General features: G+C 73.7%; 18 protein-coding genes. 14 read left to right on the top strand and 4 right to left on the bottom strand.

Features of this window, described 5'->3' with window-relative positions; genetic code table 11:
- Positions 1–16: 16 nt before the first annotated feature.
- Complete coding sequence (locus tag ACNJ93_RS12295) at positions 17–1,333, bottom strand: diaminopimelate decarboxylase (protein WP_418957426.1); 1,317 nt, start codon at positions 1,331–1,333, stop codon at positions 17–19.
- A 115-nt stretch (positions 1,334–1,448) separates the two neighbouring features.
- On the opposite strand from ACNJ93_RS12295, the gene hutU reads away from it, so the two are divergent.
- The 6 genes from hutU (at position 1,449) to ACNJ93_RS12265 (ending at position 7,976) form a co-directional block, all read left to right on the top strand.
- Positions 1,449–3,134: a urocanate hydratase gene (gene hutU, locus ACNJ93_RS12290; protein WP_418957425.1), complete on the top strand. Its 1,686-nt coding sequence runs from the start codon at positions 1,449–1,451 to the stop codon at positions 3,132–3,134.
- A 17-nt stretch (positions 3,135–3,151) separates the two neighbouring features.
- Positions 3,152–4,354, top strand: coding sequence for an allantoate amidohydrolase (locus tag ACNJ93_RS12285; RefSeq protein WP_418961383.1), 1,203 nt, complete (start codon positions 3,152–3,154; stop codon positions 4,352–4,354).
- Positions 4,345–5,682, top strand: a complete 1,338-nt coding sequence (locus ACNJ93_RS12280) for a formimidoylglutamate deiminase (protein ID WP_418957424.1) — start codon at positions 4,345–4,347, stop codon at positions 5,680–5,682. Before ACNJ93_RS12285 ends, ACNJ93_RS12280 begins: the two co-directional genes overlap by 10 nt.
- Before the next feature lie 144 nt (positions 5,683–5,826).
- On the top strand, positions 5,827–6,996 hold the full coding sequence (gene hutI, locus ACNJ93_RS12275; RefSeq protein WP_418957423.1) for an imidazolonepropionase: 1,170 nt from the start codon (positions 5,827–5,829) through the stop codon (positions 6,994–6,996).
- A 19-nt stretch (positions 6,997–7,015) separates the two neighbouring features.
- Positions 7,016–7,381 (top strand): hypothetical protein, encoded by a 366-nt coding sequence (locus ACNJ93_RS12270; RefSeq protein WP_418957422.1) that lies wholly within the window; start codon positions 7,016–7,018, stop codon positions 7,379–7,381.
- A 25-nt stretch (positions 7,382–7,406) separates the two neighbouring features.
- A complete protein-coding gene (locus ACNJ93_RS12265) occupies positions 7,407–7,976 on the top strand; it encodes a maltokinase N-terminal cap-like domain-containing protein (protein ID WP_418957421.1) in 570 nt (189 codons plus the stop codon).
- Between the two features lie 18 nt (positions 7,977–7,994).
- Here the strand turns inward: ACNJ93_RS12265 and ACNJ93_RS12260 are convergent, their stop codons facing one another.
- Positions 7,995–8,621, bottom strand: coding sequence for a phosphotransferase (locus tag ACNJ93_RS12260; RefSeq protein ID WP_418957420.1), 627 nt, complete (start codon positions 8,619–8,621; stop codon positions 7,995–7,997).
- Between the two features lie 21 nt (positions 8,622–8,642).
- On the bottom strand, positions 8,643–9,551 hold the full coding sequence (locus tag ACNJ93_RS12255; protein WP_418957419.1) for an RNA polymerase sigma factor SigF: 909 nt from the start codon (positions 9,549–9,551) through the stop codon (positions 8,643–8,645).
- A 226-nt stretch (positions 9,552–9,777) separates the two neighbouring features.
- Between ACNJ93_RS12255 and ACNJ93_RS12250 the strand changes: the two genes are divergently transcribed.
- From ACNJ93_RS12250 to ACNJ93_RS12225, 6 genes are all read left to right on the top strand, one after another.
- Positions 9,778–10,146, top strand: coding sequence for an STAS domain-containing protein (locus ACNJ93_RS12250; protein WP_418957418.1), 369 nt, complete (start codon positions 9,778–9,780; stop codon positions 10,144–10,146).
- 112 nt (positions 10,147–10,258) lie between these two features.
- The gene (locus ACNJ93_RS12245) at positions 10,259–10,699 is read left to right on the top strand and encodes an ATP-binding protein (RefSeq protein WP_418957417.1); all 441 of its coding nucleotides are present in this window, start codon (positions 10,259–10,261) and stop codon (positions 10,697–10,699) included.
- A gap of 182 nt (positions 10,700–10,881) precedes the next feature.
- Positions 10,882–11,559 (top strand): peptidase, encoded by a 678-nt coding sequence (locus ACNJ93_RS12240; protein WP_418957416.1) that lies wholly within the window; start codon positions 10,882–10,884, stop codon positions 11,557–11,559.
- Positions 11,559–12,428, top strand: a complete 870-nt coding sequence (locus tag ACNJ93_RS12235) for a hypothetical protein (RefSeq protein WP_418957415.1) — start codon at positions 11,559–11,561, stop codon at positions 12,426–12,428. Before ACNJ93_RS12240 ends, ACNJ93_RS12235 begins: the two co-directional genes overlap by 1 nt.
- Positions 12,425–13,414 carry a hypothetical protein gene (locus tag ACNJ93_RS12230; protein ID WP_418957414.1) on the top strand — a complete coding sequence of 330 codons (990 nt, stop codon included), beginning with the start codon at positions 12,425–12,427 and terminating at the stop codon, positions 13,412–13,414. Before ACNJ93_RS12235 ends, ACNJ93_RS12230 begins: the two co-directional genes overlap by 4 nt.
- A gap of 14 nt (positions 13,415–13,428) precedes the next feature.
- Complete coding sequence (locus tag ACNJ93_RS12225) at positions 13,429–14,724, top strand: hypothetical protein (protein ID WP_418961382.1); 1,296 nt, start codon at positions 13,429–13,431, stop codon at positions 14,722–14,724.
- A gap of 72 nt (positions 14,725–14,796) precedes the next feature.
- On the opposite strand, the gene ACNJ93_RS12220 is transcribed toward ACNJ93_RS12225, so the two are convergent.
- Positions 14,797–16,293: a peptide MFS transporter gene (locus ACNJ93_RS12220; protein ID WP_418957413.1), complete on the bottom strand. Its 1,497-nt coding sequence runs from the start codon at positions 16,291–16,293 to the stop codon at positions 14,797–14,799.
- 412 nt (positions 16,294–16,705) lie between these two features.
- Between ACNJ93_RS12220 and ACNJ93_RS12215 the strand changes: the two genes are divergently transcribed.
- Positions 16,706–17,383 (top strand): response regulator transcription factor, encoded by a 678-nt coding sequence (locus tag ACNJ93_RS12215; RefSeq protein WP_418957412.1) that lies wholly within the window; start codon positions 16,706–16,708, stop codon positions 17,381–17,383.
- Positions 17,384–17,395: 12 nt separating this feature from the next.
- Positions 17,396–18,664: an ATP-binding protein gene (locus tag ACNJ93_RS12210; protein WP_418957411.1), complete on the top strand. Its 1,269-nt coding sequence runs from the start codon at positions 17,396–17,398 to the stop codon at positions 18,662–18,664.
- The last annotated feature ends 10 nt before the right edge of the window (positions 18,665–18,674 follow it).

Below are 18,674 nucleotides of genomic sequence, written 5' to 3'. Positions count from 1 at the left end.
CTCCATGGAAGCACCGTCAGCGCAGCAGCGCGTCCGGGTCCGCGCCGCCCGACTCGGCCACGAGCTCCTCCAGGGTCTGCGCGGCCCGGACGCGGGCGAACCGGATGCCGTCCGCCGTCCGGGTGAAGCCGTGCACGGCCGGGCGGGGCAGGCTGTTGTAGCCGTAGTGACTGGAGAAGCAGTACGCCCCGGTGTCCAGGACCGCCACGACGTCGCCCGGCGCGAGGCGGGGCAGCGGCCGGGCGGCGGCCAGCAGGTCGCCGGCGAAGCAGGCGGGCCCGGCCACGTCCTGGACGACGTCGGGGCCGGTGCGCGGGTTCCCCTCGGCTTCGTACGCGGCGAGCCGCAGCGGGTAGGTGTCGGGGGCGTACACCGTCCGGGTGGCCAGCTGGACGCCCGCGTGGGTGACCGCCACCGGCCGGCCGCCGGAGGTCTTGGCGTACTCGACGCGGCTGAGGACCGTGCCGTGCCGGGCGAGCAGCGAGCGGCCGTACTCGGTGACCAGGGCGTAGCGCCCGTCGAAGAGGCCGGGCACGCGTTCGGCGAGCAGCCGGGCGTACTCCTCGTGGCTGGGGGTGTCCTCGTCGGAGGCGAAGTTCACCGGCAGGCCGCCGCCGATGTCGAGGGTGTCGACCTGGGTCCGGCCGGCCTTCGCGTTGATCTCCTCGGCGAGTGCGTACAGCTCCGCGACGCCCTCGGCCATCAGGGCGAGCGGCACGCCCTGCGAGCCGCTGTGCACGTGCAGGCGGGTCAGCCAGGGCCGGTCGAGGTACGCGCGGACGACCTCCTCGCGGGCGCCGGGGTCGCGCAGGGCGACGCCGAACTTCGAGGTGGGCACGGCGGTCGACAGGGCGCGGATGGCGCCCGCGCCGAGCTGCGGGTTCACCCGCAGGCCGATGCGCGCGGCCGGGGTCGCCCCGCCGATGAGGGCGTCGAGCCGGGCCAGCTCCTGGAGGTTGTCGGCGTTCAGCGCGATGCCGAGCTCCAGCGCCTCGCGCAGCTCGGCCGGGGTCTTGGCGGGGGAGTCGAGGACGGTGCGGGAGGCGGGGACGCCGGCCGCGCGGGCCAGGGCCAGTTCGCCGGGGCTGGCGACCTCGGCGCCGAGGCCCGCGTCGTGCAGCAGGCGCAGGACGGGGACCAGGGGGCACGCCTTCACGGCGAAGGCGTGCAGGAAGGGGACGTCCGGGGCCACGGCGGCGAACGCGGCCCGCAGGGCGGCGGCGGAGGCCCGTACGCCGTCGACGTCGAGCAGGGCGACGACGGGTGCCTCGGGGGTGAGCAGTCCTTGTTCGACGGCGGCGCGGACGGCCGGATCGCGACGTGAGGAAGGCATGGACCCATCCCATCACCGGGCGGCGCGCGGGCGCAGGGGTTCCGCAGGTGTTGACTACATTTATTCAGCAGGACAAGATGTGAATATCTCGTCCACATCCAAGGAGGCTCACGCCATGTCAGGACCCCGCCCCGTACGTGCCCCGCGCGGTACCGAGCTCAGCGCCCTGGGATGGCAGCAGGAAGCCGCCCTCCGGATGCTGCAGAACAACCTCGACCCCGAGGTCGCCGAGCACCCCGACAAGCTCGTCGTCTACGGCGGCACCGGCAAGGCCGCCCGCGACTGGCGCTCCTTCGACGCCATGGTCCGCACGCTGAGGACGCTGAAGCAGGACGAGACGATGCTCGTCCAGTCCGGCCGCCCGGTCGGCGTCATGCAGACCCACGAATGGGCCCCGCGCGTCCTCATCGCCAACTCCAACCTGGTCGGCGACTGGGCCAACTGGGAGGAGTTCCGCCGCCTGGAGCAGCTGGGCCTGACCATGTACGGCCAGATGACGGCCGGCTCCTGGATCTACATCGGCACCCAGGGCATCCTCCAGGGCACCTACGAGACCTTCGCCGCCGTCGCCGCGAAGAAGTTCGGCGGCACCCTCGCCGGCACCATCACCCTCACCGCCGGCCTCGGCGGCATGGGCGGCGCCCAGCCGCTCGCCGTGACGATGAACGACGGCGTCGCCATCTGCATCGACTGCGACCCGCGCGCCATCGAGCGCCGCATCGAGCACCGCTACCTCGACGTCAGGGCCGACAGCCTCGACCACGCCCTCCAGCTCGCCACCGAGGCCCGCGACCAGCGCAAGCCGCTGTCCATCGGCGTCCTCGGCAACGCCGCCGACCTGGTCCCGCAGCTGCTCGCCATGGGCGCCCCGATCGACATCGTCACCGACCAGACCTCGGCCCACGACCCGCTGTCGTACCTGCCGATCGGCGTGGCCTTCGAGGACATGGCCGACGCCGCCGCCAAGGACCCGGCCGGCTTCACGCAGCGCTCGCGCGAGGCCATGGCCCAGCACGTCGAGGCCATGGTCGGCTTCATGGACGCCGGCGCCGAGGTCTTCGACTACGGCAACTCCATCCGCGGCGAGGCCCAGCTGGCCGGCTACGACCGCGCGTTCGCCTTCCCCGGCTTCGTCCCGGCGTACATCCGCCCGCTGTTCTGCGAGGGCAAGGGCCCGTTCCGCTGGGCCGCCCTGTCCGGCGAGGCCTCCGACATCGCCAAGACCGACAAGGCGATCCTCGACCTCTTCCCGGAGAACGAGTCCCTGCACCGCTGGATCAAGATGGCCGGCGAGCGCGTCCACTTCCAGGGCCTCCCGGCCCGCATCTGCTGGCTCGGCCAGGGCGAGCGCGACAAGGCCGGCGCCATGTTCAACGACATGGTCGCCGACGGCACCCTCGCCGCCCCGCTGGCCATCGGCCGCGACCACCTCGACTGCGGCTCGGTGGCCTCCCCGTACCGCGAGACCGAGGCCATGCTCGACGGCTCCGACGCCATCGCCGACTGGCCGCTGCTCAACGCCATGGTCAACGTCGCCTCCGGCGCGTCCTGGGTCTCCATCCACCACGGCGGCGGCGTCGGCATGGGCCGCTCCATCCACGCCGGCCAGGTCTCCGTGGCCGACGGCACCAAGCTGGCCGGCGAGAAGATCCGCCGCGTCCTGACCAACGACCCCGGCATGGGCGTCATCCGCCACGTCGACGCCGGTTACGACATCGCCGAGCGGGTCGCCGACGAGCGCGGCGTCCGCGTCCCGATGCGCGAGGGCGACGACGCCGTGTCGCAGGGTGACTCCGCGTGAGCGACACCTTCCACGCCATGTGGCGGTCGCTGCGGCCCATCGGCCGCAGCGCCGCCTCGGGCGGCTACCGCCGCTACGCCTGGACCGAGGCGGACGCCGACTGCCGGCTCTGGTTCCGGATGCAGGCGGAGGCCCGCCGGCTGAACTACGAGGTCGACCGCAACGGCAACCAGTGGGCCTGGCTCGGCGACCCCGCCGCGGGCGACGCCGTCGTCACCGGCTCCCACCTGGACTCCGTCCCCGACGGCGGCGCCTTCGACGGCCCCCTCGGCGTCGTGTCGTCGTTCGCCGCGCTCGACGAACTGCGCTCCCGGGGCGTCCAGTTCAGGCGCCCCCTCGCCATCGTCAACTTCGGCGACGAGGAGGGCGCCCGCTTCGGGCTCGCCTGCGTCGGCTCCCGGCTCACGTCCGGACAGCTGACGAAGGAGCAGGCGTACGAGCTGCGCGACGCGGACGGCGTCAGCCTGCCGCAGGCCATGGAGGCGGCGGGCTACGACCCCGAGGCGATCGGCCCCGACCGCGAACGGCTCGACCGGATCGGCGCGTTCGTCGAGCTCCACGTCGAGCAGGGCCGCGCCCTGGACCTGTCCGGGGACGCCGTCGGCGTCGCCTCCGCGATCTGGCCGCACGGCCGCTGGCGGTACGACTTCCACGGCGAGGCCAACCACGCCGGCACCACCCGGCTCGTCGACCGGCGCGACCCGATGCTGTCGTACGCCGAGACCGTCCTCGCCGCCCGCCGCGAGGCGGAACTCGCGGGCGCCGTCGCCACCTTCGGCAAGATCGCGGTCGAGCCGAACGGCGTCAACGCGATCCCCTCGCTGGTCCGCGGCTGGCTCGACGCCCGCGCGGCCGACCAGGGCGCGCTGGACACCGTCATCGCCGGCATCGAGACGGCGGCCCGGGAGACGGCCGCGCGGCACGGCATCGACCTGAGCGTGGTACGCGAGTCGTTCACCCCGGTCGTCGAGTTCGAGCACGCGCTGCGCGACGAGCTGGTGCGCCTCCTCGGCGAGAAGACCGGCCAGAAGGCGCCGGTGCTCGGCACGGGCGCGGGACACGACGCCGGAATCCTCTCCGCGTCGATCCCGACCGCCATGCTGTTCGTACGGAACCCCACGGGCGTCTCGCACTCCCCGGCCGAGTCCGCGGCCGAGGACGACTGCGTGGCGGGCGTCCTCGCACTCGCCGACGTACTGGAGGGCCTGGCGTGTCGCTGACGACGTACTGGCTGGAGCACGCCTGGCTCGGCGACCGGGCCGAGCCCGGGGTGGTCCTGGAGGTCGGCGCGGACCGGATCGACGCGGTGGTGACGGGGGTCGAGGCCCCGCCGCCGGGTGCCGTCGTCCTGCGCGGCTTCACGATCCCCGGACTCGCGAACGCCCACTCGCACGCCTTCCACCGGGCCCTGCGCGGCACGGTGCAGGTGGGGTCCGGGACCTTCTGGACGTGGCGCGAGGTCATGTACGGGGTCGCCTCCCGGCTGACCCCGGACTCGTACCACGCGCTCGCGCGCGCCGTGTACGCGGAGATGGCGCTCGCCGGCGTCACGTCCGTGGGCGAGTTCCACTACGTGCACCACGCGCCGGACGGCACCCCGTACGCCGACCCCAACGCCATGGGCGAGGCGCTGATCGCGGCGGCCGCCGACGCGGGCATCCGCATCACGCTGCTCGACACGGCGTACCTGTCCGCCGGCTTCGGCGCGGCGCCCGAGCCGCACCAGGTCCGCTTCTCCGACGGCACCGCGGACGCCTGGGCGGAGCGCGTCTCGCGGCTGAAGGAGCGGGACGGCGTACGGCTCGGGGCGGCGATCCACTCCGTACGGGCCGTCCCGGCGGCGCAGCTGTCGACGGTGGCCGACTGGGCGCGCGAGCGCGAGGCACCCCTGCACGTCCACCTGTCCGAGCAGACCGCCGAGAACGAGGCGTGCCTCGCGGCGCACGGCCGCACGCCCACGCAGCTGCTCGCCGAGCACGGGGTGCTCGGGACCCGGACGACGGGCGTCCACAACACGCACCTCACGGACGAGGACGTGGCGCTCATCGGCTCGTCCGCGACCGGCACCTGCATGTGCCCGACGACGGAACGGGACCTCGCCGACGGGATCGGCCCGGCCGTCGCGCTCCAGCGGGCGGGCTCGCCGCTGTCGCTGGGCAGCGACAGCCACGCCGTGATCGACCTGCTGGAGGAGGCGCGGGCCATGGAGCTGAACGAGCGGCTCCGTTCCCGCACCCGCGGCCACTGGACCGCCGCCGCGCTGCTGCGCGCCGCGACCGAGGACGGTCACGCGGCCCTCGGCTGGCACGAGGCCGGCCGCCTGGAGGCGGGCGCGCTCGCCGACTTCGCGACGATCGCGCTGGACTCCGTCCGCACGGTCGGCGCGCTGCCGCGCCTCGCGGCGGAGACGGCGGTCTTCGCGGCGACGGCCTCGGACGTCACGGACGTCGTCGTCGGCGGCCGGCGCGTCGTCCGCGACCGGGCGCACACCCGCATCCCCGAGGCGGCCGCCGCGCTGTCCGAGGCGATCGCCGCGCTCCGCGCCTAGGGGATGTCCGGCGGATCAGGGCCGGGGCCGGCCCTGATCCGCCGGACAACCCCGAGCAGCCCCACGACCGGGGCGGCGCCCACGACGGGGGCGGCGTCCACGGCCCGGGGCGGCCGCCCCCGTCACCACTCACCGAGAGGGACCATGACCACCACGCTCGTCACCAACATCGGACGACTCGTCACCAACGACCCCGCCCTCAGTGACGGTCCCCTCGGGCTCGTCGAACGGGCCGCGTTCGTCGTGGACGGGGAGCGCGTCGTGTGGGTGGGCGCCGCCACCCACGCGCCCGCCGCCGACCACCGCGTCGACGTCGGCGGACGCGCCGTCGTCCCCGGCTTCGTCGACTCGCACTCCCACCTGGTCTTCGCCGGCGACCGCACCGCCGAGTTCAACGCCCGCATGTCCGGGCAGCCCTACGCCGCCGGCGGCATCCGGACCACCGTCGCCGCCACCCGCGCCGCCTCCGACGCCGAGCTGGAGGCCAACCTCACCCGGTACCTCACCGAGGCCCTCCGCCAGGGCACGACGACCTTCGAGACCAAGTCCGGCTACGGCCTCACCACCCACGACGAGGCCCGCGCCCTGCGCATCGCCTCCGCGTACACCGACGAGGTCACCTACCTCGGCGCGCACATCGTGTCCCCCGACTACGCCGACGACCCCGCCGGCTACGTCGCCCTCGTCACCGGCGAGATGCTCGACGCCTGCGCCCCGCACGCCCGCTGGGTCGACGTGTTCTGCGAGAAGGGCGCCTTCGACGGCGACCAGGCCCGCGCGATCCTCACCGCCGGCATGGCCAAGGGCCTGCACCCGCGCGTGCACGCCAACCAGCTCTCGTACGGCCCCGGCGTGCAGCTCGCCGTCGAGCTCGACGCGGCCAGCGCCGACCACTGCACCCACCTCACCGACGCCGACGTCGACGCCCTCGCGAGCGGCAACACCGTCGCCACGCTGCTGCCCGGCGCGGAGTTCTCCACCCGCGCCGCGTGGCCCGACGCCCGCCGGCTCCTCGACGCGGGCGTCACGGTCGCGCTCTCCACGGACTGCAACCCCGGCTCGTCCTTCACCTCCTCCGTGCCCTTCTGCATCGCCCTGGCGGTGCGGGACATGCGGATGACGCCCGACGAGGCGCTCTGGTCCGCCACCGCGGGCGGCGCGGCGGCCCTGCGCCGCACCGACATCGGCCGGCTGAGCCACGGCGCGTACGCGGACTTCGCCGTCCTCGACGCCCCGTCCCACGTCCACCTCGCCTACCGGCCCGGCGTCCCGCTGGTCACGGAGGTCTGGCGCAGGGGCGTGCGCGCGGTCTGAGCGTGATGTCATCGGACGCATGACCAGCCTCACCGAACGCGCCCGGGGCCTCTGGCCGGAGGAACACCGGCCCGGGAACCCGGACGCGAGCACGAGCGCCGCCCTGTCCGGCTTCCTGGAGCAGCTGACCTTCGCCGGCGCCGACGAGATCGTCGCCATGCTCCGGGACCAGGCGCCGTACCTCGTCGACGGCCAGATGTCCGTCTGGGCGCGCAACCTCGCGTACCGGCTCGCGTGCCTGCAGCGCCCGGACGACCCGGAGCTGCTGCGGGCCGCGGGCCAGAGCCTGTATTCCCACGGCCCCGACTGGGACGACATCGCGGAGGAGTTGCAGCGCCGGGCGGACCAACTCGACGGGCAGGGAGAGAAGTCGGAGGCCGGGTAGCCGTCTGCGTGCCTACGATCGCCTCATGGCGATCATCCACCGCACCACCATGTCCCCCACCAAGCTCGAACTGCTCGCGGACTGGCTGCCCCGGCAGCCCTGGTACGAGGCCGGCGGCGGGGCGCCGGAGCCGGTGAAGGCGGGCGGGTTCCGGCTCGACGACCCGGAGGGCGAGGTGGGCATCGAGTTCATGGTGGTCACCGACGCCTCGGCGGCGTACCTCGTCCCCCTGACGTACCGCGGCGCGCCGCTCGAAGGGGCCGCCGGGGAGGCGCTGATCGGCACCTCCGAGCACGGCGTCCTCGGCACCCGCTGGATCTACGACGGCGTCCACGACCCGGTCCTGGCCGCGCAGGTCCTCGCGCTGTTCCGGGGCGAGGCCGAGCCGCAGGCGCAGAGCGAGTCCGACGCCCCCGACCCCACGGTCCTGCGCGCCGGGGCCGAGCTGCCCGCGGCGGCGGCCTTCGCGGACCTGACCGTCTCCCGCCGCCTCACCCCGCTCACCGGGCCGGCCCCGGCCGCCGCCCACGTCACCGCGCCGTGGCGGGCCCCGGACGGCGCCGAGGCGCGCGGCGTGTTCTTCACGGCGGGCTGAGGGAGGCGGGCGGCCGGCTCAGGAGTCCGTGGGCGCCACGGCGCGGATCAGCGTCTCCGCCGCGTCCAGCCGGGCCACCTCCTGCTCCGACAGGTGGGGGTCGGCGGCCCGGCGGGCGAGGGCCTCGGGCAGGTGGGGCAGGACGGGGGCGCCGAGGCGGGCCAGCAGGCCGGTGAGGGCCTCGCGGGCCGGCGCGGCGAGGGGGAGCGGGGCGACGGCGGCCTCCGCCAGGAGGATCGCCGACATCGCCCGGTCCAGGCCCGCCGGGCCCTCGTCCGCGGTGCGCCAGTCGATGACCACCGGGCCCTCCGGGGTGAGCATCACGTTCCCGGGGTGCAGGTCCAGGTGGATCACCGGCGTGGTGGTGTGGAGGCGGTGCAGCAGCTCCGCGCAGAGCGCGCCCGCCTCCCGCGGGGCGACGTCGCCCGCGAGGGCCGCGTCCAGCAGCGACGGGCCCCGCAGGCGCTGCAGGACCAGGTCCGGGCCCTGGGCCCGCAGCACCCGCGGGACGGGGAAGCCCAGCTCGGCCACCCGCCGCATCACGGCGGCCTCCCGTTCGGCGCTGCCGCCGTCGCGGTACCGCCGCAGCGCCCACTCCTCGTCCAGCGCGTGCACGTCGGCCGTCCGTCCGGTCCCTATGAGCATGCGCCGAGCGTAACGGGAGGCTCACTCCTCCAGGGTCAGTCCCTTCCGCAGCCGGCCGAGGGTACGGGCCAGCAGCCGCGAGACGTGCATCTGCGAGATGCCGAGCTCCTCGCCGATCTCGGACTGCGTCATCCCTGCGGTGAAGCGCAGGGAGAGGATCTTCCGGTCGCGGGCGGGCAGCGCCGCGATCATCGGCTTGAGGGACTCGACGTACTCGATGCCCTCCAGGCCGTGGTCCTCGTAGCCGATGCGGTCGGCGAGGGTGCCCTCGGTCTCGTCCTCCTCCGGCTGGGCGTCGAGCGAGCTCGCGGTGTACGCGTTGCTCGCGGCCATGCCCTCGACCACCTCCTCCTGGGAGAGGTTCAGCTCGGCGGCGAGTTCCTCGACGGTGGGCGCGCGGTCCAGCCGCTGGGCGAGTTCGTCGCCGGCCCGGGCCAGATCGAGGCGGAGTTCCTGCAGCCGGCGCGGGACGCGCACGGACCAGGAGGTGTCGCGGAAGAAGCGCTTGATCTCGCCGATGATGGTCGGCATCGCGAACGTCGGGAACTCGACGCCGCGGCTGAGGTCGAAGCGGTCGATGGCCTTGATGAGGCCGATGGTGCCGACCTGGACGATGTCCTCCATCGGTTCGCTGCGGGTGCGGAACCGGGAGGCGGCGAACTTGACCAGGGCGAGGTTGAGTTCGACGAGGGTGTTGCGGACGTAGGCGTACTCGTGGGTGCCCTCTTCCAGCGCTTCGAGCCGGGCGAAGAGGGTCTTCGACAGGGCGCGCGCGTCGAGCGGGTCGATCTGCTCGAACGGCGGGATCTCGTCGAGTCCGGTGATCTCCGCAAGGTCGGCGATCGGCGCGGTCTCGGCGGGATGCGAGGGGGCGGTGGGAGTCGTCGACGGCGCGTGGGGGGAACGCGAGGCGTCGAGCCGGGGTGACATGGTCTCCTCCATCATCGATTCGTTCGCTGCGGTTTGCGGCGCCTCCAAAGCCGGCCGTGTTTCGGATGTTCCCTACAAGCCCTACCGGCTCGAAGGGGGCCGTTGCAAGTCCCAAATGTCGGGATTGGTGCAGTTCATGGCGGAGTCCGGGTGTCGATCGGCGCGGTTGACTTGTATGGTTCTCCGAGCATCAACCGGCATCCGGAGAGCGAGAAGAGGCACGGGCATGGACCGCCAGACCGTGGGCCACGCACGACCGGCCCGGCTTCGGGTCGAGGCACGGACCCTGGGTGTCAGCGAGATCGTGAAACCGGTGGGTGAGCTCGATCACCACACCGCCGAACTGTTGCGCACGCCACTCGAGGGCGCCCTCGACGGGGGCCGCGCACGGCTCGTCGTCGACTGCTCGGCGCTCGAGTTCTGCGACTCCACCGGGCTCAACGTGCTCCTCGCCGCCCGGCTGAGGGCCGAGGCCGAAGGGGGCGGGGTGCATCTGTCCGGGATGCGGCCGGCCGTCGCCCGGGTCTTCGAGATCACCGGCGCGGACGCGGTCTTCACCGTCCACGAGTCGCTGGAGGCGGCGCTCGCCGACTGAGAAAGCGGGTGTTGTCGTGACACGGCGGGGCAGGAGAGCCCCGGTTCCGACTGGTCCCGGTTCGAGGGTCCGGTCTCTTGGTCGATGGGTGAATCGGTGAGGTGAAGCGCTGATGGACACTGCTGCCGGTGCCGGCGACGTCGCCCTGGAGGTGCGCACGCTCGCCCTCGGCGACGTCCCCGGCGTCGTACCGCTCGCCCGCGACTTCGCGCGGCAGGCGCTGCGCGACTGGGGCTGGCTGCCCGCCGCCACCGCCGAACGCCGGGCCGCCGCCGAGGACGTGCTGCTCGTCGTCTCCGAACTGGTCACCAACGCCTGCCTGCACGCCGAGGGCCCCGAGTCGCTCCGGGTCTCCCGCCGTCACAAAGTGCTCCGCCTGGAGGTCGTCGACCGCGGGGCGGGGCAGCCCGCGCCCCGCACCCCGCACCGCGCGGGCCGGCCCGGAGGGCACGGCATGTTCATCGTGCAGCGGCTCTGCCTCGACTGGGGCGTGGAGCGGGTGCCCGGGGCGCCCGGCAAGACGGTGTGGGCGGAGCTCGCCGCTCCGGCCTGAGCCGCCGCCTTTCGGGGCCCGTGTGCGAACGAGGCCCGGGGCTTGTGGAGTTGTCGAGGAGCGCGTCGATACGGCGCGCTCTTTGTCTTCCCTCCATCAGGCCCCGGGCGTACCTTGAGCGCCCAATCTGATGTGCCGTCAGTAACTTCGGCGGCGCGAGCCCGGCGTGAGGGGTGCTCGAAGTGTCCAACCGGAAGAGGACGGCCGCGGCCGCGGCACTGGCCGCGGCGCTGGCGGGCCCGGCGGTGCTGGCGGCCGCCTCCGCCGCGCACGCCGACGTGGTCGACGTGGACTACGGCTGCCAGACGAAGATCGGCCCGAAGAGCGCCGTGTCGCCCGTCGACGTCACCGCCGTGAAGAGCGGCGACGGCTACACGGTCACGATGTCCTTCGACAAGGGCGTCTCCGACAGCCCCATCGAACTGCCCAAGGGCGTGATGAAGCCGCGCGCCGAACTGGTCCTCGGCGGCGCGGACAGCGGCAGCGTGAAGGTGACGGGAGTGCCCAACGCCGAGAAGATACCGCCCAACACCCCCATCAAGATCGGCAAGTTGACGGGCACGTACAAGCCGAAGAAGAGCGGCAAGGTCACCTTCACCGCGGGCGTCCTCGTCGTCCACGCGCTCGGCATGGACGCCGCGACCTGCACCCCCGAGAACAACCCGAAGCCCTCGCTGGAACTGGACGTGACGGCCGCGGGCGGCGGGGGCGGATCGGACGGGGGCGGCTCCGGCGGCCCGGGCGAACTGCCCAGGACCGGCCCGCTCGACTCCGCCATGGCCCTCGGCACCCTCGGCGGCACCGTCCTGCTGACCGGCGCGGCCGGAGTGCTCTGGCTCACCCGGCGCACGGCGCGCTGATGCGCGCGCGGGACGCGGCCGCCCCCGCCGCCGCGCTGCTCTGCCTCGCCGTGCCCGCCCCCGCGGCGGCCGACGCGGGGCCGGCGTGGACCGCGGGGCCGGCCGCCGGACGGCCGTACGTCTACCTGGAGGGCGCGGCGGGCAGCGTGCTGCAGGACACCCTGGCGGTCACCAACCCCGGGACGCGGCCGGTGACCGTACGGCTCACGGGCGCCCCGGCGCCGGGCGGTACGGGGCACGGGGCCGCGGTCCCGCTCGCGCTCGCCGCCCGCGCGGTCACCGTCCCGGCCCGCACCCGCGCCGACGTCCCCTTCGCGGTGACCGTCCCCGCCGACGCCGCGCCCGGCGAGCGGACCGGCACCATCCTGGCCGCCGCCGACGGCCGCGCCCTGCCGGTGCCCGTCCATCTGCGGGTCGCCGGCCCGCGGCTCGCGGCCCTCACCGTGGAACGGGTCCGCGTCGACACGGCCGGAACCGTGCACTACACGCTGGTCAACCGCGGCAACACCGCACTCGCGCCCCGGCTCTCCGTGCACGCCGACGGCGTCCTCGGCACCGTCCTCGACCGCCCCGCCCGCACCCTGCCCCTGACACTGCGCCCCGGCGAGCGGCGGGCGCTGAGCGAGCCCTGGCCCGGCCGGCCCGCCCTCGACGCGGTCACCGTCCGGCTGCGCGTCACCGCCGACGGCGGCGCCCGGGCGACGGGCCGCGCCGACGCGCGGTTCGCCTCGCCCACGGCGCTGGGCCTGCTCGGCGCGGCCCTGCTCGCGGCGGCGGGTGTGGCCGGACGGGCGTGGCGCCGCCGCCGTACCCCGGCCGGACTCCCCGACGAGAAACAGAGCTTGACGGCGACGGGAGCGACCCGATGACACGTTCCCCGCGGGCGGCCGCGCTGCTGCTGGTCCTGGCGGCCCTGGCCGCGTCCCTGCTGCCGGCCGGCACCGCCGCCGCTGCCGCCGCGCCGAAGGTCACCCTCTCGCAGCAGGAGGCCGGCGCGGGCGGCGAGCTCGTCGTCGGCGGGACCGGCTGGAAGCCCGGCGCGCTGCTGATGCTGCTGATCTGCGGGCAGTCCACCCCCGCCGCCGGCCTGACCGGCGGCACCAACTCCTGCGCCAACGCCGACGGCCGCGCCGCCACCGCCGACGCGAAGGGCGCGTTCCGCCAGAAACTGCCCGTCGCCGAACCGCCCGTGCCCTGCCCGTGCGTGGTGCACGTCGCGGGGGTGACGGGCGGCGAACAGGCTTCGGTGGATGTGGCGTTCACGGTCGCCGGGCACCCGACGGAGCCGCTGCCCGCGCGGACCGGCGGCGGCCGGCTGGCCGTGCTCGCCGCCGTACGCCTGGAGGGATCGAGCGGCGTCCTCGTCTGGTTCGGCGCCCCGGCCCAGCGGCGCATCGTCTTCACGGTCGGCAATCTCGGCTCCGGCCCGGTCCGGGACCCCGTCTTCCAGGTCGGCACCGCGCACGGCGTGTTCGCGCCGCAGTACGAGGAACGGCAGTGGCGCGGCACGGTCGCGCCGGGCCGCAAGGCGCTGGTCGAGCTCCCGGTGGAGCTGCCGGCCGGCGCGCACGGCGACTACCGGGTGACCGTGAAGTACGGCGACCGGGTCCTGGTCGAGCAGCCGTGGGGGGTCGGCCGGCCGTGGGGCGTGGTCGTCTTCTGGGTGCTCCTCGCCGTGGTCGTGCCGACGGCGCTGTTCCGCGCGGGCATGGCGGTCGTCGACCGGGCCCGCCCGGCGCGGGCGGCACGGCACCGCGCGACCGAGGCCGTCGCCCCCGAACCCACGGCCCTGCCGTGGTTCACCCCGGACTCCGCACCGTCAGAGAACCCATCCACGACGAAGGGACATGCGTGAGCACGCAACGGAGGGTGAGCGCGGCCGGCGTCGCGCTGATGCTCGGCGGCGCGGGGATCCTGCTGGCCGCCGCCCCTGCCCAGGCCGCCGAGGTCTCGTTCAAGACCGAGTGCGTTCCGCCGGCGATCTCCGGCATGCCGCCGGTGCAGGGCACGACGAAGGTGCAGATCACCGCCCCGGCCGAGGCGAAGGTCGGCGACGAGGTGGAGGTGGTCTGGAAGACCGTCGAGGCGGCGTCCAAGAACCCCGACGTCCTCGACCTGGAGAAGGACACGGTCAAGCCGACCGGCGTGATCAAGGTCGGCGGCGCGGTGACCGCCACGCTGGCCATGGAGGGCCCGCGGCAGAACCCGCCGATCCCGAAGAACAGCCCGATGGTGCTGCCGGACATGAAGGGCACGCTGAAGCTGGAGAAGGCCGGCGAGATCACGCTGACGCCGGACAAGTACACCATCAACGTCTCCAAGCCGATGTCGACGGACACCAAGTGCTCCCCGAAGGAGACGGTCGCGGTCGGCGCGACGATCAAGGTCACGGACGGCGGCGGAGGTGCGACGACCTCGGGCGGCAGCACGAGCGGTTCGAGCACGACGGGCAGCTCGGGCAGCACGACGGCGGGCGGCAGCACCTCCTCCTCCGGCGGAGGCGGCGGAGGAGGCGGAGGGGGCCGGACGGACTTCCCGGGCAAGGAGGTCTCGGTCCAGTTCGCCTGCCAGTCGCCCGGCCCGGCGACCATCACGTCGAAGGTCACGATCGACGCGAAGAAGAACGGCGGGAGCTACGACCTCACCGTCAAGACGGCCAAGGGCGTCATGAACAGCCCCGCCCCGCTCCCGGCGGGCGCGCTGAAACCGTCGATGGCGGTGAAGCTCGGCGGCGCGGACAGCGGCACGGTGAAGGTCGAGGGCCCGGGGAACCCGGCCCCGCTGGAACAGGGCAAGCCGGTGGACCTGCCGGACATGAAGGGCACGTACAAGCCCGGCGCCACCGGCACGTCGACGCTGAGCCCCGGCACGCTGACGATCACGGTGAACCTCGGCGGCTCCCCGATCGTCATCCCCTGCCAGGTGAAGGGCTCGGTCCAGGCGTCCCTGGAGCTGGACACCTCGGAGCAGCCCGGCGGCGCGGCGGGCGGCGGTGACGCGGCGGGCGGCACCACGTCGGGCGGCACCGCCTCCGGCGGCGGCCTGGCCGACACCGGCGCCGAGGACGACGGCGCCCTGCGCGCCCTGGCCCTGGTGGCGGGCACCGTCATCCTCCTCGGCGGCGCCGTCTTCACCTTCACCCCCTGGACCCGCCTGCGGAGGTGACCCGCCCCCGCAACGGCGGAGGGCCGCCGCACCGTACCGGTGCGACGGCCCTCCGGCCCCAGAGGGGGTGCGTCAGTGGACGCCGCCCATGAGGGCCTTGACCTTCTTGCGGTACATGAAGATCGCGACGCCGGCGAGGGCGGCCAGGACGCCCTGGCTGGCGAACCACGCCTGGGTGTCCGTCGGCGCGCCGATGAGCTGGAGGAGGGCGATGACCGAGTCGCCCGCCGTCACGGCGAGGAACCAGACGCCCATCATCTGCGAGGCGTACTTCGCGGGGGCCAGCTTCGTCGTCAGCGACAGGCCGACCGGGGACAGGCAGAGCTCACCCACGGTCTGGATGAAGTACACGCTGACCAGCCACATCGGGGAGACCTTGGTGTCGCCCGCGGCGAGGCCCTGGGCGAGCATCATCACGCCGAAGGAGCCGCCGATGAGCACCAGCGCCGCCGCGAACTTCGACAGCGTGCTCGGCTCCTTGTCGCGCTTGAACAGCGCCACCCACAGCATGGCGAACAGCGGAGCCAGCGCCATCACGAACAGCGGGTTCAGGGACTGGAACCAGCTCTCCGGGAAGCTGAAGCCGAACAGCGTCGACTCCGTGTCGTTCTTCGCGAACAGCGACAGCGTCGAACCGGTCTGGTCGTAGATGCCCCAGAACACGGCCGCGGCGACGAAGAACCAGATGTAGCCGGACATCCGGCCCTGCTCCACCTGCGACAGGTCCTTGTCGCGCTTGATGCGCAGCAGGTACCAGGCCGGCAGGACCAGGCCGAGGATCGTCAGCGGCCACAGCACCCAGTCGATGGTGAAGACGCCGGCCAGGGCGACGATCGCGTACGCCGCGGCGGCGACGCCCAGCCAGATCAGCGCCTTCTTGACGAGAGCGGAGCGCTCGGCGGCGTCCAGCGGCGACGGGACCTTGCTCGACTCCTCGTTCAGGAAGCGGGAGCCGATGAAGTAGAAGATCAGACCGATCGCCATGCCGACACCGGCCATGGCGAAGCCGAGGTGCCAGTTCACCTTCTGGCCGACCCAGCCGATCGTCAGCGGGGCGACGAAGGCACCGAGGTTGATGCCCATGTAGAAGATCGTGAAGCCGCCGTCGCGACGGGGGTCGTTCTTGTCCGGGTACAGGTGGCCGACCATCGTCGAGATGTTGGCCTTCAGCACACCGGAACCGGCCGCGATCAGCGCCAGGCCGATGAAGAACGACGCCTCGGCGGGCACGGCCAGCAGGAAGTGGCCGGCCATGATGATCACACCGGCGACGCCCACGGCCTTGCGGGCGCCCCACACGCGGTCGCCCAGCCAGCCGCCCGGCAGGGCGAGCAGGTAGACCATCGCGTTGTAGACCGAGTAGATCGCGACGGCCGTCGCGTCCTCGAGGCCCAGGCCACCCTCGGCCGCCTTCGTGGACAGGTACAGCACGAGCAGAGCCCGCATGCCGTAGAAGCTGTAGCGCTCCCACATCTCGGTCATGAAGAGAAAGGCCAGGCCCATCGGGTGGCCGAGGAACGTCTTCTCGGAACCCGAGGTTCCGGGAGAAGTCGTCAGGCTGGACGCCATGTCGATCCTTGCTCTGTCGGGACGCGCGCCTTGTGAGCACTGGCGCCCGGTGGGGGAGGCCGGCACCGGAGGGAGACGGATCCCCCGCCGGGATCCACGCCCCGGACGCGCTCGCGCGCCCCGGGACCCGGCCCACAGGTCATTCACATTCCACCAAGGTGGCAGCGCCGCCTTGGGCAGGAAAGAGACCCTTGGCGGGGTTATCTGGCCAAAGGTCCCATCGTCAGAGGTACAGACGTCTCGCCACCATACGACACGACAGTGCCGCATATGGAAGGACTTGAGAGATGGATCACAGGTGACGAAGGAACCAATAGGCAGGTTTCGAAGGTCATCCGCTGGATAAGGCCGCGACTCTTAGGCGTACCCGAGCACCCTCCGGGCCGCCCCGCCCGCGGACTACCATCACCCCATGACCCGTGTACTGCTCGCCGAGGACGACGCATCCATCTCGGAACCGCTGGCGCGCGCCCTGCGGAGAGAGGGGTACGAGGTCGAGGTGCGCGAGGACGGGCCGACCGCGCTCGACGCCGGACTCCAGGGCGGCGTCGACCTGGTCGTCCTCGACCTGGGCCTGCCCGGCATGGACGGCCTGGAGGTCGCCCGCCGGCTCCGCTCCGAGGGCCACACGGTCCCCATCCTGGTGCTCACCGCCCGCGCCGACGAGGTCGACACCGTCGTCGGGCTCGACGCCGGCGCCGACGACTACGTCACCAAGCCCTTCCGGCTCGCCGAACTGCTCGCCCGCGTCCGCGCCCTGCTCCGCCGCGGCGCCGCCGAACCCGTCGTCCCGCCCGCCACCCACGGCGTCCGCATCGACGTCGAGTCGCACCGCGCCTGGATGGGGGACGAGGAGCTCCAGCTCACCGCCAAGGAGTTCGACCTGCTGCGGGTGCTCGTCCGCGACGCCGGCCGGGTCGTCACCCGCGACCAGCTGATGCGCGAGGTCTGGGACACCACCTGGTGGTCCTCCACCAAGACCCTCGACATGCACATCTCCTGGCTCCGCAAGAAGCTCGGCGACGACGCGGCCAACCCGCGCTACATCGCCACCGTCCGCGGCGTCGGCTTCCGCTTCGAGAAGAGCTAGGACCCACGGGCCGTGCGCCGCAGGCTGATCAACTCCACCCTGGCCGTGGTGCTCGTCGTCATCGGCGTCTTCGGGGTCTCCCTCGTCATCGTCGAGGCCCGCACCATCTCCGCCGCCGCCCAGGAGTCCGTGGACGTCGAGGCGCTGCGCCTGGTCTCCATCGTCGACAGCCGGCTCATCGGCGGGGAGCCGGTCAACCCGGACATCCTCGCCGAGCAGAGCGGGGCCCGGCGGTACGCGCTCATCGAGATCCCCGGCCGGCCGGACATCGAGATCGGCGAACGCCCCCGCGGCAGCGTGATCCGCGGCACCGCGACCGGCGAGCGCGGCGAGACCGTCACCGTCGAGGTCTCCCGCTCCGCCATCACCTCCGAGGTCGGCCGCACCCTGCTGATCATCTGCGCGGTCGCCCTGCTCGCCGCGCTCGCCGCCGTCGCCCTCGCCGTACGCCAGGCCAACCGGCTCACCTCCCCGCTCACCGACCTCGCCGAGACCGCCGAGCGGCTCGGCTCCGGCGATCCCCGCCCCCGCCACAAGCGGTACGGCGTCCCCGAGCTCGACCGGGTCGCCGACGTCCTCGACGGCTCCGCCGAGCGCATCGCCCGGATGCTCACCGCCGAACGCCGGCTCGCCGCCGACGCCTCCCACCAGCTGCGCACCCCGCTCACCGCGCTGTCCATGCGCCTGGAGGAGGTGGCGCTCGCCGACGACCTCGACACCGTCAAGGAGGAGGCGCAGATCGCGCTCACCCAGGTCGAGCGGCTCACCGACGTCGTCCAGCGGCTGCTCACGAACTCCCGCGACCCGCGGACCGGCTCCGCCGTCGCCTTCGACCTGGACGAAGTGATCAAGCAGCAGATGGAGGAGTGGCGGCCGGCCTACCGCAGCGCCGGCCGCGCCCTCGTGCACTCCGGCAAGCAGGGCATGCGGGCCGTCGGCACCCCCGGCGCGGTCGCCCAGGTCCTCGCCGCGCTCATCGAGAACTCGCTGATGCACGGCGGCGGCACCGTCGCCCTGCGCACCCGCGTCACCGGCAACCAGTCCGTGATCGAGGTCACCGACGAGGGCCCCGGCGTGCCCGCCGACCTCGGCGCGCGGATCTTCGAGCGGGCCGTCAGCGGCCGCAGCTCCACCGGCATCGGCCTGGCCGTCGCCCGCGACCTCGCCGAGGCCGACGGCGGCCGTCTGGAGCTGCTCCAGCAGCATCCGCCGGTCTTCGCGCTCTTCCTCGGCCGCGAGGTCCGCGGCCGCGCCCAGGAACGCGAACGCCCGGTCCGCTGAGGACCGGGCG

The sequence above is a fragment of the Streptomyces tritici genome (assembly GCF_048500665.1).
GTDB classification, from domain to species: Bacteria; Actinomycetota; Actinomycetes; order Streptomycetales; family Streptomycetaceae; genus Streptomyces; species Streptomyces tritici.
This window is presented reverse-complemented; position numbering and strand designations above follow the sequence as displayed.

Coding starts and splice junctions, on each gene's coding strand:
- ACNJ93_RS12235 (WP_418957415.1), top strand. CDS start 11,559: ATGCGCGCGCGGGACGCGGCCGCCCCCGCCGCCGCGCTGCTCTGCCTC.
- ACNJ93_RS12220 (WP_418957413.1), bottom strand. CDS start 16,293: ATGGCGTCCAGCCTGACGACTTCTCCCGGAACCTCGGGTTCCGAGAAG.
- ACNJ93_RS12255 (WP_418957419.1), bottom strand. CDS start 9,551: ATGTCACCCCGGCTCGACGCCTCGCGTTCCCCCCACGCGCCGTCGACG.
- hutU (WP_418957425.1), top strand. CDS start 1,449: ATGTCAGGACCCCGCCCCGTACGTGCCCCGCGCGGTACCGAGCTCAGC.
- ACNJ93_RS12215 (WP_418957412.1), top strand. CDS start 16,706: ATGACCCGTGTACTGCTCGCCGAGGACGACGCATCCATCTCGGAACCG.
- ACNJ93_RS12265 (WP_418957421.1), top strand. CDS start 7,407: ATGGCGATCATCCACCGCACCACCATGTCCCCCACCAAGCTCGAACTG.
- ACNJ93_RS12250 (WP_418957418.1), top strand. CDS start 9,778: ATGGACCGCCAGACCGTGGGCCACGCACGACCGGCCCGGCTTCGGGTC.
- ACNJ93_RS12295 (WP_418957426.1), bottom strand. CDS start 1,333: ATGCCTTCCTCACGTCGCGATCCGGCCGTCCGCGCCGCCGTCGAACAA.
- hutI (WP_418957423.1), top strand. CDS start 5,827: ATGACCACCACGCTCGTCACCAACATCGGACGACTCGTCACCAACGAC.
- ACNJ93_RS12285 (WP_418961383.1), top strand. CDS start 3,152: ATGTGGCGGTCGCTGCGGCCCATCGGCCGCAGCGCCGCCTCGGGCGGC.
- ACNJ93_RS12245 (WP_418957417.1), top strand. CDS start 10,259: ATGGACACTGCTGCCGGTGCCGGCGACGTCGCCCTGGAGGTGCGCACG.
- ACNJ93_RS12230 (WP_418957414.1), top strand. CDS start 12,425: ATGACACGTTCCCCGCGGGCGGCCGCGCTGCTGCTGGTCCTGGCGGCC.
- ACNJ93_RS12260 (WP_418957420.1), bottom strand. CDS start 8,621: ATGCTCATAGGGACCGGACGGACGGCCGACGTGCACGCGCTGGACGAG.
- ACNJ93_RS12270 (WP_418957422.1), top strand. CDS start 7,016: ATGACCAGCCTCACCGAACGCGCCCGGGGCCTCTGGCCGGAGGAACAC.